Below are 14,228 nucleotides of genomic sequence, written 5' to 3'. Positions count from 1 at the left end.
GCAGCCATACCTAGGCAAACCATGTGCCAGGAAAAACTTGTTTTAAATCAATGATTTAAAAAACACAGGGTCGTAATGACCCTTGTTTACCGTGGTTCGTTGTACCCTGCATGGTACTTATGACCACCACTGCCATCCACCTGCTGCTGCTCACCGACCTGGTCGCCGACCTGCCCGTGGCAGTGCGCCTGCAGCGCCTGGTCGGCAGCCTGCGCGCACACTTCGGCTGCGACGCCGTGGCCTTGCTCAAGCTCGATGGCGAGCACTTGCGCCCCGTGGCGATGGCCGGCCTGGCCAGCGACGCGCTGGGGCGTCGCTTCGCCGTCGCCGACCATCCGCGTCTGGCCGCCATCCTGCAACGGCGCGGCGTGCTGTGCTTCCATCACGACAGCTCCCTGCCCGATCCCTACGATGGCTTGATCGCCGAGCGGGCCGGCGAGCCGCTGCCCGTGCACGACTGCATGGGCATGGCACTGGACCTGGAAGGCGAACGCTGGGGTGTGATCACGCTCGACGCCCTGCAGGTAGGCACCTTCAATGGACAGGCGCAGCGCGACCTGGGTGAACTGGCTTGCGCCATCGAGGCGGCCGTGCGCGTGACCCGCCTGGAAACGGAAATCCGCGCCCTGCGCCTGTCGGGCGGCGCCATGCTGGCCGATGCGCAAGCGCCGCGCGAGGAACACGATTTCGTCGGCCAGAGCAGCGCCATCACGCACTTGCTGCACGAATTGCAAGTGGTCGCCGATTCCGAACTGCCCGTGCTGCTGCTGGGAGAGACGGGCGTCGGCAAGGAATTGTGCGCGCACCGCCTGCACCGCCTGTCGCGCCGCGCAGGCAAGCCCTTGATCCACGTCAATTGCGCGGCCTTGCCCGAGTCCCTGGCCGAAAGCGAATTGTTCGGCCATGTACGCGGCGCGTTTTCCGGCGCCGTCAGCGACCGGCCCGGGCGTTTCGAGGCGGCCGAAGGGGGCACCCTGTTTCTCGATGAAGTGGGGGAATTGCCGCTGTCGATACAGGCCAAGCTGCTGCGCACCTTGCAAAATGGCGAAATCCAGCGCCTGGGTGCGGACCGGCCGCGCCGGGTCAACGTGCGCGTGATCGCCGCCACCAACCGCAGCCTGCGCGAGCATGTGCGCGACGGCACCTTCCGCGCCGACCTGTATCACCGCCTGTCCGTGTATCCCGTGCCGATTCCGCCGCTGCGCGAGCGGGGCAATGACGTGCTGCTGCTGGCCGGCGGTTTTCTTGAGCTCAACCGCGCGCGTCTGGGCTTGCGCAGCCTGCGCCTGTCCGCCGCGGCGGAAAACGCGCTATGCCATTACCGCTGGCCGGGCAATGTGCGCGAACTGGAACATGTGATCAGCCGGGCCGCGCTGAAAGCCGTGATCCGCGGCGCGGACCGCAAGGACATCGTGACCCTGGAAACGGATATGCTCGACCTCGATGCGCTGGAGGCGCCAGCCGGTGCGAACGCGTCGCTGCCTGCGCCGGCTGCGTGCGGAGCGCCGGCGGCGCCGCTGCTGTCCATGCATCAGATCGTGGAAGCAAGCCAGCGCCAGGCCATCCGGCAAGCGCTGGTGCTACATCAGGATAACTGGGCCGCTGCCGCGCGCCAGCTGGGGCTGGACGCCAGCAATCTGCACAAGCTGGCGCGCCGGGTCGGCTTGAAAGCCTGAGCCCGGCTAAAACTCAGCGGTGAATGACCAGGGTGGTCGGCAGGCTGTGCAGGTAGGCGGCCAGGTCCTTGATGTCCTGGTTGCTCAGCGGTTTCACCTGGCCCGTCATGATGGCGTTGTTGCGGCCATTGGCCTTGTCGCCCCGCTTATACGCCGTCAAGGCGTGTTCCAGGTAATCCTTGTGCTGGCCCGCCAATTTCGGATAGGACGGGTCGATGGGCGAACCGTAATCCTTGCCGTGGCAGGTGGCGCAGCTGTATTTTTCGGCCAGGGCCTTGCCCGTGTTGATATTGCCGGCGGCGCTGGCGCCGAACGAGACGGTGGCGCAAACGAGGGCGGCGAGTAGTGTTTTCATCATCTGGCTGGTCCTCAGTTCGGCTTGGCTTGTTGCGCATAATACGCGGCGACATCGGCGATATCCTGGTCCGACAGGCTGCTGGCGATGCCCTTCATGCTCGGGTGCTTGCGATCACCCTTCTTGTAGGCTTGCAGCGCATTCTCGATATATTTTGCCGGCTGGCCGCCGATCATCGGCACCTGGAACACTTCGGGGAAGGTTGCCTTGTAACCGGGGATGCCATGGCAGCCGATACACATTTCCACCTTGGCAGTGGCTGCCTTGGCGTTTCCTACAATGTCAGCCGCTGTGACGGCATTTGCTATGCCGGCAAGCACGAGAAGTGCAAATATTTTTTTCATAGTGGCAATGTGAACAAAGGTAATCGGAGAAACGCCAGAGCTGGTTTTTATTGATTTTATGTGTTGACAATTAAGGTTGACAATTAATCTGCTGCTTGCCGATTCTAGCCAAGATATTCTTGCAAGTCCACCTATAAAACCCGCATTGTAGGCAGGCAGGCACAGGCCGTCCGCGTGGCAGTGCGCCACAGTTCTGTTTATACTCACCATTTCCCTACTTTGGCAGACCGCTCATGCAAGCACAGCACACCCAGCAAGGCCAACGCTTCGAAGGTTCCGACAGCTATGTCGCCACCGCCGACCTGAAACTGGCCGTGAATGCGGCGCTGACCCTGCAACGCCCGCTGCTGATCAAGGGCGAACCGGGCACGGGCAAGACCATGCTGGCCGAGGAAGTGGCCGCCGCGCTGAACATGCCGCTGATGCAATGGCATATCAAATCGACCACCAAGGCGCAGCAGGGCCTGTACGAATACGACGCCGTCTCGCGCCTGCGCGACTCGCAGCTGGGCGACGAGCGCGTGCGCGACATCCAGAACTACATCGTCAAGGGCGTGCTGTGGCAGGCGTTCACGGCGCCCGAGCCGGTGGTGCTCTTGATCGATGAAATCGACAAAGCCGACATCGAATTCCCGAACGACTTGTTGCGCGAACTGGACCGCATGGAATTCTATGTCTACGAAACGCGCGAAATGGTCACGGCGCGCCATCGCCCGCTCGTCATCATCACCTCGAACAACGAAAAGGAACTGCCGGACGCCTTCCTGCGCCGCTGCTTCTTCCATTACATCAAATTCCCGGACAAGGACACGATGGAGCAGATCGTCGCCGTCCACTACCCGCACCTGAAACAGGAATTGCTGGCGCAGGCGCTGCAAACCTTCTATGAAGTGCGCGACGTGCCGGGCCTGAAGAAAAAGCCGTCGACGTCGGAATTCCTCGACTGGCTCAAGCTCCTGCTGGCCGAGGACATCCCCTTTGACGCGCTGCGCAGCAAGGACAACAAGGCCGTCGTGCCGCCGCTGCACGGCGCGCTGCTGAAAAACGAACAGGACGTGCACCTGTTCGAGCGCCTGATGTTCATGTCGCGCACCAACCGCTAAGGAGCGCCGGTGAACGACATCAGCCCGGACAAGGTCTTCGTCCCCCTGGAACTGCACGGCATCCGCCTCGAAGCGCTGGCGCCGCACCACGCGCCCGGCTTGCGCGCGGCGGCCATGGATGGCGAACTGTGGAACCTGCGCGTCACCTCCGTACCCGAGCCGGACCAGGTGGACCAGTACATTTTCAAGGGTATCGAGATGCGCCCTTCGCGCTTCGCCTTTGCCGTCATCGACGTGGCCAGCGGCGAGGTGCTCGGCACCACCAGCTACCACGACGTGGTGCCAGCCATCGGGCGTCTGGAAATCGGCTACACCTGGTATGCGAAGCGCTGCCAGCGCAGCCATGTCAACACCACCTGCAAATTGCTGCTGCTGGCGCACGCCTTCGACACACTCGGCTGCGCGCTGGTGGGTCTGCGCACCGACAATTTCAACCATGCCTCGCAGGCGGCCATAGAACGCCTGGGCGCGAAAAAGGATGGCGTGCTGCGCCACCATGCGCTGCGCCGCGACGGCACCGTGCGCGACACGGTCATGTACAGCATCACGCGCGGCGAATGGCCGGAAATCGCCGCCCATCTGCGCTACAAGCTGGCGCAGCGCCCGATCACCGCACTGCCTCGCGCAGGCGACGCCGGGACAGAGGAAGCGCCATGCTGATCGACTTCTTCTTCACGCTCAAGGATGCGAAGATTCCCGTCTCGATCAAGGAATTCCTGACCCTTCTTGAGGCGCTGCAAAAGAACGTCATCGACGCCTCGATGGACGATTTTTACTATCTGGCGCGCCTGACCCTGGTCAAGGATGAAGCCCATTTCGACAAGTTCGACCGCGCGTTTGCCCAGTACTTCAAGGGCGTCAACGCGGCCTTCGACACGAACGCGGCGATTCCCCTCGACTGGCTGCTCAAACGCATGCAGCGCGAGCTATCCGAGGAGCAGAAGGCGCAGCTGGAGAAATTCGGCTACGACAAGCTGATGGACCGCCTTAACGAGCTGCTGAAGGAACAGAAGGAGCGCCACGAAGGCGGCAGCAAATGGATCGGCACGGGCGGCACGTCGCCATTCGGCAATGGCGGCACGAACCCGGAAGGCATCCGCATCGGCGGCAAGGGCGGCAACCGCACGGCCGTGAAAGTGTGGGAAGCGCGCAGCTACAAGGATTACGACGGCGAGCGCGAACTGGGCACGCGCAACATCAAGGTGGCCTTGCGCCGCCTGCGCAAGTTCGCGCGCGAAGGCGCGGAAGATGAACTGGCGCTCGACGCCACCATCGCCGCCACAGCCAATAACGCCGGCTATCTGGATATCAAAATGCGGCCCGAGCGCAAGAACCGCATCAAGGTGCTGATGTTGCTCGACGTGGGTGGCAGCATGGACGACCATATCGAGCGCACCGAGGAACTGTTCTCGGCGGCGAAGACGGAATTCAAGAACATGGAGTTCTTTTACTTCCATAACTGCGTCTACGACTACCTGTGGAAGAACAACCGGCGCCGCAACGCCGAGCGTTTCCCCACCTGGGATGTGCTGCGCAAGTACCCGCCCGACACCAAGCTGATTTTCGTCGGCGACGCCACCATGAGTCCCTATGAAATCCTGCAGCCGGGCGGCAGCGTCGAATACAACAACGAGGAAGCGGGATCGACGTGGCTGGCGCGCTTTACCCAGGCGTTCCCGAAATTCATCTGGCTCAATCCCGAATCGGAGGGATTGTGGCAGTACCGCCAGTCGATCGGCGTGATGCGGCAGTTGATGAACAACCGCATGTTCCCCCTGTCGATCGACGGGCTGGAACGGGGCATGCGTCTGCTCAGTAAATAAGAGCACGCAACAAAAAGTCCATGGCGGCAGGGGGCCGCCATGCCGTACACTGCGACACGGCACTACCGTGCGGAGCCTCTCCGCTGCGGGCGGGTACCATACGCTGATACCAGCCCTGCCCAACCTGCTGCATCCTGTGCGCGGCCGCCATGGCCGCGACACTGTTCGATTGCGCACATCGTGCGCGCCTTCTGCTCCGGTAGAATCGGCGCATCGCTCTGCGCAAACCATGCACCATCGCTGCACCACGACATTGCCGCGCCAGCCCCGTGCTGCCGGCCGGTGCCAGCGCCATTTTCAAAGGAATGAGCATGCAAAGTCTGATCTCGATCGCCGCCGACCTGTCCTGGCCGTTCGCCATCACCCTGGCCTGGGTGGTGGGCGAATTCGGCCACCGCTGGACTGGCCTGCCGCGCATCAGTTTTTACGGCGTGATCGGTTTCGTCCTCGCGCAAACGCAGGTGGGCATCCTGCCGCAGACGGACGCCGGCCCCATGCTGGTGCTGGCCGACGTGGCCTTCGGCCTGATCCTGTTCGAAGTCGGCTACCGCATCAACCTGCGCTGGCTGAAGAACAATCCGTGGATCGCCGTCACGGGCCTGGTCGAATCCTTGCTGACCTTTGCCGTCGTCTACTTCATCGGCATCGAATTCGGTTCCACCTCGATGACGGCGCTGCTGCTGGCGTCCCTGGCCATGTCCACCTCGCCGGCCACCATCATGCGCGTCATCAACGAGGAGCGCAGTTCGGGCCAGGTCACGGAACGCATCGTCCACCTCACCGCTCTCAATTGCGTGCTGGCCGTCTTCACGTTCAACATCATCGTCGGCTTCTGGATGTTCCAGAGTTCCACCGACCTGATCGAAGCGAGCAGCAGCAGCGCCGCCGTGCTGGCCGCCTCGGTGGCCGCCGGTACCGTCTTCGGCATCGTCGTGCCGGCCATGCTGCGCCGCCTGGGCAATATGGCGCAGGATGCCACCGTGGCCTTCGCGCTGTCGGTGATGCTGCTCGTCGCCCTCACCTACACCACCAGCCTGTCGCCGCTGCTGGCCACCCTCACCTTCGGCCTGGTGGCGCGCCACCGCCGTGTCGCCTTCAGCCAGGCGCAGCGCAATTTCGGCGCGCTGGGCGAGCTGCTGACGGTGCTGCTGTTCGTGTATGCCGCCTCGACCCTGGAATGGGCCAGCGTGGCTGCCGGCGCGGGCCTGGCCCTGGCCGTCGTCGGCGGGCGATTGCTGACGAAGGTCGTCGGCGTGGCCGCGTTCTCGCATGTCAGCGGCATTTCCTGGCGCAAGGGCGTGCTGACGGGCGTGGCGCTGACGCCCGTCTCCGTCTTCATCATCCTGCTGCTGGAACACGCGCGCCAGCACGGCGTGAACTTCGGCGACGAATTGAACGCCCTGGCCGCCATCACCCTGGGCCTGGAACTGGTCGGCCCCGTGCTGGTGCAGCGCGTGCTGATGCTGGCCAAAGAAACCCACGAAATCAAGGAGCGCTAAATGCCGCTGGAACCCTTTGGCCAATCGGCCGCGCTGACCTTCGGCGTCGAACTCGAACTGCAACTGGTGAACCTGTCGGACTATGACTTGACGGCCGCCAGCCCCGACCTGCTGCATCTGCTGAACAAAAAACCGTTTCCCGGCAACGTCACGCCGGAAATCACCGAGAGCATGATCGAGATCAACTCGAGCGTGCACACGCATCACGGCCCCCTGCTGGAGCAGCTGCAGGAAATCCGCGACACCTTGATCACGGCCGGCGACAAGCTCAATATCGGCATCGCAGGCGGCGGCACGCACCCGTTCCAGCAATGGTCGTCGCAAAAGATCTTTTCCAAGCCACGCTTCCAGGAGATTTCGGAACTGTACGGCTACCTGGCCAAGCAATTCACCATCTTCGGCCAGCACGTGCACATCGGCTGCGCCTCGGGCGACGACGCCATGTTCCTGCTGCATTCGCTGAACCGCTACATCCCCCACTTCATCGCCCTGTCGGCGTCCTCGCCCTACGTGCAGGGCCGCGACACCCTGTTCGATTCGGCCCGCCTCAATTCCGTGTTCGCGTTTCCCATGAGCGGGCGCGCGCCGTTTACGCTGAGCTGGGACCAGTTCTCCAACGAGTATTTCGCCAAGATGGAGAACACGGGCATCATCAAGAGCATGAAGGATTTTTACTGGGATATCCGTCCCAAGCCGGAATTCGGCACCATCGAACTGCGCGTATGCGACACGCCGCTGACGGTGGAACGGGCCGCCGCGCTGGCCGCCTACCTGCAGGCCCTGTGCCGTTACCTGCTCGAACGCCGCGAAACCCCGCCGGTGGAAGACGATTACCTCGTATATAACTACAACCGCTTCCAGGCTTGCCGCTTCGGCCTCGACGGCGCCATCACGCATCCGAAAACCTACGAAACGATGTCGCTGCGCGAAGACATCATGACCACCCTGCGCAAGATGGAACCGCACGCCGAGGCGCTGGGCAGCACGCCAGCCCTGAAACACCTGTCGGACGTGGCCAAGCAATGGAGCGACGCGCAATACCTGCGCAAGCAGCACAGCTTGCAGGGCAGTGCCGAGGGCATGGTCGATTCGGCGATCCGATGTTTTCGCGGTGAACCGATGAACTATTGACGCTGTCCGGTCCAGCCAACGTCGCGTCCATGGGGTCTGACCCGCCGGGTCAGACCCCAGCATTCAACAACGTCAAACCCAAAAAACCACACCCTATCTCCCCATCGTTTACAGCCGCCGCCACCGCTTGTTACAATAAGTGAGAATGATTCTTATTATTGTTTAAAAACACCAGCCCACCCGGGCCGGCCATGCAAGGGGAATGCGATGCCGCTGGCAGAGCCGCTACAACGCCAGGACATCGCGACACTGTATGCCGACCACCACGGCTGGCTGCAAGGCTGGCTGCGCAAGAAGCTGGGTAGCACGGCATGCGCGGCCGATGTGGCGCACGACACCTTCATGCGCCTGCTCGACCGCGAAGACGCCATCGCCGCGCGCGAGCCGCGCGCCTTTCTCGCCACCGTCGCGCAGCGCGTGCTGTTCAACCATTACCGCCGTCAGAAACTCGAAGAGGCTTACCTCGACGTGCTGGCGCAACTGCCGCCCCGGCATGCGCCATCGCCCGAGGAACGGTCGCTGCTGCTGGCCACCGTGTTTGAACTGGACCGCATGCTCGACGGCTTGCCGCCTCCCGTGAAACGGGCTTTTTTACTACGCCAGCTCGACGAGCTGCCGCAGGAAGACATCGCGCGCCAGCTCGGCATCTCGCTGGCCACGGTGAAACGCCACCTGCAGCGGGCCGGCAGCGCCGCGCAGGCGTGGCAGCAGCTGCAAATGCAGCACGAGCACCTGCCGCCCGCCATGCACGCCACCTTGCTGCGCGCCTGCGTGCAAGCGAATGCGCCGCGCCGCCATGCCGTCAAGACCCTGGCCCTGCTGCTGGCCTGCGGTGCCTCGCTGTATGAGTTTGAGCGCCGCAGCCCATGGCGCGGCTGGATGGCCGATTACCGCACGGCAGTCAACCAGCGCCGCATGGTGACACTGGACGATGGCACCCAGCTCACGCTCAACACCAGCAGCGCCGTGAACATCGCTTACGACGGCGAGCGGCGCAGCATCGAACTGCTGGCCGGCGAAATCTTCATCGCCACCGGCAAGGATGCGGCACGGCGCCCCTTCTTCGTCGCCACACCGCACGGCAGCCTGCAGGCACTGGGCACGCGCTTCACCGTGCGCCTGCACGATGACTATGCCAGCGCCGGCGTGCTCGAAGGGGCCGTCGCCGTGCTGACCGGCGACGGCGCCCAGCGTCTGGTGCTGCATCCCGGCGAAGGTGCCCATTTCGACAGCAACAGCCATCATCGCCAGGCGCTGGCGCCATATGGCGGCGCCTGGCTGGACGGCATGCTGGTGGCGCGCGACATGCGCCTGGCCGATTTCCTCGCCGAGCTGGCGCGCTACAGCGAGCATCCGCTGGCCTGCGCGCCCGGCATCGCCGACCTGCGCGTGTCCGGTTCCTACCCGCTGGCCAATGTCGGCGCCATCCTCGACGCCGTCAGCGCCAGCCTGCAATTGCGGCGCAATACCGTGACGCGCTTCTGGGGTCAGCAAGTCGTCAGGATCGAACTGGTGGCCCGCTGAATTAAATTTTCTGCAAAGTGAGCTGTTTCGGCGTGCTCGCGTGACTTGGAAGGTAGGCAGTCTCCATCTTGCGCATCCACGAAAGGTTTTATTCCATGCACCACGCTTCGCGTTCCCTCCTTACCCGCACCGTCCTGGCCTGCGCCCTGTCGCAAATCGGCTTGGCTCTCACCCTGCCGGCGCTGGCCCAGGCACAAAGCCAGCAAGTGCGCATCTACAGCATTCCCGCCGGCGCGCTGGGCGATGTGCTGACGCGCTTCGGCAGCGACAGCGCCATTTTATTGTCGTTCTCCAGCGACGCCACGCAAGGCTTGCGCAGCGCCGGCCTGCAAGGCAGCTATGGCGTGCACGATGGTTTCCGCGTGCTGCTGGCCGGCAGCGACCTGCAAGCCGTGCCGCAGGCGAACGGCGGCTACCTGCTGCAAAAGATCCCCGCCGGCGCGGATACTGCCTCGGTGGATAGCCGCGGCGTGGCCGTCATGGGCGGCGTCACCGTGGTGGCGGCGGCCGAGCGTAGCGCCGTGACGGGCGGTACCGGCAGCTATACGGGCGGCCCCGCCAGCGGCGCCACGGGCCTGGCCTTGAGCCAGCGCGAAACGCCGCAATCGCTGACCATCGTCACGCGCCAGCAGATGGATGACCAGAACAGCAATGCCGTTTCCGACGTCATGAAAAACGTCAATGGCGTGAGCGTGCAAAATTACGACAGCGACCGCTGGAGCTTCCAGGCGCGCGGCTTTGCCGTCACCAATTTCCAGTACGACGGCGTGTCGGCCATCTATGACGGCGTCTACGACTGGGGGACGACGAACAGCGACATGGCCATCTACGACCGCATCGAAGTGCTGAAAGGCGCGACGGGCCTGATGAGCGGTTCGGGCGACCCGTCGGCCACCGTCAACATGGTGCGCAAGCGCCCCACTGCCCACTTCGAGGGTTCGGCCACCCTGGGCGCGGGATCGTGGGACAACTACCGCGGCGAAGCCGATGTTTCCGGCCCCCTGAACGACAGCCGCACGGTGCGCGGCCGCCTGGTGGGCGCCTACCAGGACAAGCACTCCTACCTGGATCGCTACACGCAGCAGAAATCCGTCGCCTACGGCATCATCGAGGCGGACCTGACGCCCGTCACTCTGCTGACGGCCGGCTTTACGCACCAGGATTACAAGCCGCGCGGGTCGACCTGGACCGGTTTCCCCGTCCTGCTGTCCGACGGCACGCGCACGGATTTCCCCACCTCGTGGAACCCGGCCACGGACTGGAGCCGCCGCGACATGCAGAACACCACCCTATTTACGTCGCTGGAACACAGCTTCGCCAACGCGTGGAAAGTGAAATTGAGCGCCAATCAGTTGCGCAGCAAGCATGACAGCGTGCTCGGTTCGGCCAGCGGCGGCAATCCCGACCCCGCCACGGGCGCAGGCGCGTTTTTCTTCATGGGTAAATACAAGGGCGACCGCCGCCAGACCACCGTCAACGTCGACGCCAGCGGCCCGTTTACCGCGTTTGGCCGCCAGCATGAAGCGATGATCGGTTATTCCAGTTCGGCGGCGAAGCAGGATGGTCCCGTCTATGATTCGGTCTACCCGCCCGTCGAAGGCAGTTATTTCGACTGGCGCGGCCAGTACGCGGAACCGGCGTTCAAGCGCCTGGGCAACGACAACGATAGCACGCGTCAGAGCGGCCTGTATGGCGCCGTGCGCCTGCATCCGCTTGACGCGCTGTCGGTAATTCTCGGCGCACGCGTGAGCGATTACAAGCAGGAGCAGGACCGCACTTTCTTCGACGCCGGCACCGCGCGCATCACCTCGCGCATCGAGGAAAACAAGGTCATCACGCCGTATGCGGGCGTCGTGTATGACCTCGACAAGACGTATTCCGTGTTCGGCAGCTACACGAGCATCTTCGCGCCGCAAAGCAGCCGCGACATCAACCGCAACTTCCTGTCGCCCGTGCGCGGCAAGGGTGTGGAAGCGGGTGTGAAGGCCGAATACCTCGACGGCAAGGTCAATGGCAGCGCGTCCCTGTTCCAGATCCGTCAAAGCAACGTGGCCAGCCCTGTGGGCGAAGTCAACGGTGAGATAATGTATAAAGCCATCGACGGCGTCACCAGTCGTGGCGTGGAAATGGAAGTGACGGGCGAAGTGGCCAAGGATGTGAGGCTGAGCGCCGGCTACACCTACACCCACGTGCGCGATGCGGATGGCAAGGATGTCTTTTCTACCATGTTGAAAACGACGCAGCCTGCCCACCTGGTGCGCGTGCAAGGCACGTGGCGCCTGCCTGCCAGCCTGGACAAGCTGACCGTCGGTGGCGGCATCAACTGGCAAAGCAGCTACGACGGCAATATCTGGAACCCCGCCATCGAGGACAATTCACGCATCAAGCAGGGCGGCTACGCGCTGCTCAACCTGATGGTGCGCTACGAGATCAGCAGGAACGTCACGGCCAGCGTCAACGTGAACAACCTGCTGGACAAGAAATACTTCACGGGCCTCGGCCTGTTCCAGACGGGCTTCTACGGCGAACCGCGCAATGTGATGTTCACCGTGCGCACGAAGTTTTAATCAGCTCCCATACAGCGCCAGCGCCCAGGCTGGCGGGTGCAATTCCAGCGCCAGCGGCAGGTAAGCGGGATCGAAGCGCGCCGCCAGCAGATACACATTGGCGGCGCCCTTCGGCTCCCAATTCCCCGTAAAGCCTTTTTCGCCGGCCGCCACGCGCTTGCGGTCGAAGGGCACGGCGCTCTTGGCGAACTCCTCGTGCGTCTTTCTCCCCTGCGCGTACGGCGCCAGCCAGGCCAGCGCCTCGGCCAGGCGCCGCGCTGCCGGTGCGCCGTACCAGTCGTCGCCATGCGCCTGCGCCATCAGGGCGGTCGTCAGCAACGGCTCCAGGCTGTAGGTGGTGTAATGCAGGGCATCGCGCTGCTCGAAGTCGAAGGGTACGCCGCCGACGCCGATATTGCGCGGCACGTGCGCCAGGAAGCGTTCCTTCGCCCGCGCGATCAGCAAGGCGTCGCCCGTGACATACGCGGCGGCCGTGCCGATCTTGATGCGGTGGCTATGCCAGTTGTTGCGCGCCGTGGACGGGCCGCCCACCTTGATGGGGTCACTCAGATATCCGTGCGCCAGGGTGCGGCAAAACGCCTGCACCTGTTCGCGCTCGACGCCGTTCAAGCGTTCCTGCACCAGGTCAAAGCCCATGAGGAAGCTGGCCAGCTCCGTCTCGTCGACGGGACTGAACGACGGCTGGTAGGCGCCGCTCCAGGCCAGCAGCAGCTGGCGCGCCGCCTCGAAATGCGCCATCTCGCCCGATAGTCTCCAGGCCAGCGCCTGCAGGCGCGCCTGGCGCCAGTCTTCCTGCGCCTGCTGGCTGGTCTCGCGTCCGCCCTCGCCCTTCAGCAAGCCGCCCGTGCGCACTTCGGCCATCAGGTGCACGGGGCGCGCCGCATCCTTGCGCGCCGCCTTGACCACCTGTTCCGCAATGGCCGGCACCACCCGCGCCTTGAGCGTGCGGACGCGCGCGGCGGACGTCAGCGCAAACGGCAGCGCGCCTTCATGCGGGCGCGGCGCCGCGCGCAAGCCAGCCAGGGGCAGCGCCAGCAGGCCGGCCAGCACAATGCGCCGGCGCATCAGGTGCGTACTCAAAACCGCGTCTCCCGCGCCGCGCGCAAAAAGTTATCGAGGATGGGTGTGCAATCGAGCAGTTCGACGCCGCCCGCCGAATGGAATTCCGGGTGCCACTGCAGGCCCATGACGAAGCGCGCCCGCTGGTAGCGGATGGCTTCGACGATATTGTCCCCTTGCGAATACGCTTCCACCGTGATGTCGCGCCCCAGGTCCTTGACCGACTGATGGTGGATGGAATTGACGAGCGCCTCGCCCGTCTTCGGGAACAGCCCCGCCAGCGACGAGCCTTTCGGGAAGACGATGCTGTGGCGGTGGCGGTCATACAGGTCATTGACGTGCGAGGTGGCGCCTTCCACATCCGAGGCGATGTCCTGGTACAGGGTGCCGCCAAAGCCCACGTTGATGAGTTGACAGCCGCGGCAGATGCCCAGCACGGGCTTGCCCGCATCGACGAATTCGTGCAGCAGTTCCAGTTCGTACAGGTCGCGCGCGCGGTCGCCGCTCCATTCGGGCCGCGTGGCCGCCTCCGAATACGTCTGCGGCGAGACGTCGGCGCCGCCCTGCAGCACCAGGCCGTCCAGGTGGCGCGCATAGTGGCGCAAGGTGATGTTACTCGGGTGTAGCTGGCCGCTGGTATTGACGGTCGGGATCATGAACACCAGCACGTCGCGCGACATGACCCACTGGGCGATCGACTCTTCCAGGTATTGCAGGTTCTTGCTGCGCAGGCCAGTGGCACCCGGTTCGGGGTGGAAAATGCGCGCCGAGATGCCGATGCGCAGGGTGCGCCGCATGAAATCGCGGCTGGCCTTGTCGCGCATGGAGCGGTAGCGCGACGAGATCACCCGCCAGGCCAGCGCCAGCGGCGTGTCGTTGTCCTTCAGATAGCGGGGTGCGGCATCGCGCGCGCGGTGCTCATCATCGGGCGCCCTGCCTACCCGGTCGGGCCGCGCCGAAGCTGGCGCCGCGGGATCGGTGGAAGGGGGAAGCTGGGGATCTTTTTCGTCTGACATGGCGGAGCTGACTGAAAGCGGAGACGTTTTCAATATAAACCCCTGCCCCGGAAAGCACGATTCAATTTTGTAACAAAAGCCCACGCGCGGGGCATCCACGCAACACGTCCACGCCCGATGCATACAGCCCG

At 63.9% G+C, this 14,228-nt stretch carries 12 protein-coding genes and 1 pseudogene; 9 read left to right on the top strand and 4 right to left on the bottom strand.

All coding sequences use genetic code 11. The features are described from left to right. Positions 1-119 precede the first annotated feature (119 nt). Positions 120-1,676 (top strand): nitric oxide reductase transcriptional regulator NorR, encoded by a 1,557-nt coding sequence (gene norR, locus OX460_RS24930; protein WP_289900277.1) that lies wholly within the window; start codon positions 120-122, stop codon positions 1,674-1,676. A gap of 13 nt (positions 1,677-1,689) precedes the next feature. Here the strand turns inward: norR and OX460_RS24925 are convergent, their stop codons facing one another. After that, on the bottom strand, positions 1,690-2,031 hold the full coding sequence (locus tag OX460_RS24925; RefSeq protein ID WP_071075485.1) for a cytochrome c: 342 nt from the start codon (positions 2,029-2,031) through the stop codon (positions 1,690-1,692). Positions 2,032-2,045: 14 nt separating this feature from the next. Next, the gene (locus tag OX460_RS24920; protein WP_092796428.1) at positions 2,046-2,375 is read right to left on the bottom strand and encodes a cytochrome c; all 330 of its coding nucleotides are present in this window, start codon (positions 2,373-2,375) and stop codon (positions 2,046-2,048) included. A gap of 233 nt (positions 2,376-2,608) precedes the next feature. Between OX460_RS24920 and OX460_RS24915 the strand changes: the two genes are divergently transcribed. The 8 genes and pseudogenes from OX460_RS24915 (at position 2,609) to OX460_RS24880 (ending at position 12,022) form a co-directional block, all read left to right on the top strand. After that, positions 2,609-3,478 carry a MoxR family ATPase gene (locus tag OX460_RS24915; protein WP_034780284.1) on the top strand — a complete coding sequence of 290 codons (870 nt, stop codon included), beginning with the start codon at positions 2,609-2,611 and terminating at the stop codon, positions 3,476-3,478. Positions 3,479-3,487: 9 nt separating this feature from the next. Then, positions 3,488-4,138 (top strand): GNAT family protein, encoded by a 651-nt coding sequence (locus tag OX460_RS24910; protein ID WP_289900276.1) that lies wholly within the window; start codon positions 3,488-3,490, stop codon positions 4,136-4,138. Then, entirely contained in the window at positions 4,132-5,301 is a 1,170-nt protein-coding gene (locus OX460_RS24905; RefSeq protein ID WP_289900275.1) for a hypothetical protein, read from the top strand. The genes OX460_RS24910 and OX460_RS24905 overlap by 7 nt, the downstream gene beginning before the upstream one ends. 311 nt (positions 5,302-5,612) lie before the next feature. Further along, positions 5,613-6,800: a cation:proton antiporter gene (locus OX460_RS24900; RefSeq protein WP_034780723.1), complete on the top strand. Its 1,188-nt coding sequence runs from the start codon at positions 5,613-5,615 to the stop codon at positions 6,798-6,800. Continuing rightward, entirely contained in the window at positions 6,801-7,931 is a 1,131-nt protein-coding gene (locus OX460_RS24895) for a YbdK family carboxylate-amine ligase (protein ID WP_034780287.1), read from the top strand. Positions 7,932-8,138: 207 nt separating this feature from the next. Next, positions 8,139-8,618, top strand: a pseudogene (locus OX460_RS24890) (sigma-70 family RNA polymerase sigma factor); the annotation flags it as partial. Positions 8,619-8,648: 30 nt separating this feature from the next. Continuing rightward, positions 8,649-9,455: a FecR domain-containing protein gene (locus OX460_RS24885; protein ID WP_354669844.1), complete on the top strand. Its 807-nt coding sequence runs from the start codon at positions 8,649-8,651 to the stop codon at positions 9,453-9,455. Positions 9,456-9,550: 95 nt separating this feature from the next. Further along, entirely contained in the window at positions 9,551-12,022 is a 2,472-nt protein-coding gene (locus OX460_RS24880) for a TonB-dependent receptor (protein ID WP_289900274.1), read from the top strand. On the opposite strand, the gene OX460_RS24875 is transcribed toward OX460_RS24880, so the two are convergent. Beyond that, positions 12,023-13,102 (bottom strand): alginate lyase family protein, encoded by a 1,080-nt coding sequence (locus OX460_RS24875; RefSeq protein ID WP_289900273.1) that lies wholly within the window; start codon positions 13,100-13,102, stop codon positions 12,023-12,025. Beyond that, on the bottom strand, positions 13,099-14,097 hold the full coding sequence (locus OX460_RS24870; RefSeq protein WP_099666498.1) for a type 1 glutamine amidotransferase: 999 nt from the start codon (positions 14,095-14,097) through the stop codon (positions 13,099-13,101). Before OX460_RS24870 ends, OX460_RS24875 begins: the two co-directional genes overlap by 4 nt. Positions 14,098-14,228: the final 131 nt, after the last annotated feature.

Source organism: Janthinobacterium sp. SUN033 (genome assembly GCF_030397595.1).
Lineage (GTDB): Bacteria > Pseudomonadota > Gammaproteobacteria > Burkholderiales > Burkholderiaceae_D > Janthinobacterium > Janthinobacterium kumbetense.
The sequence above is the reverse complement of the archived record's forward strand: the minus strand, read 5'-3'. Positions and strand labels throughout refer to the sequence as shown.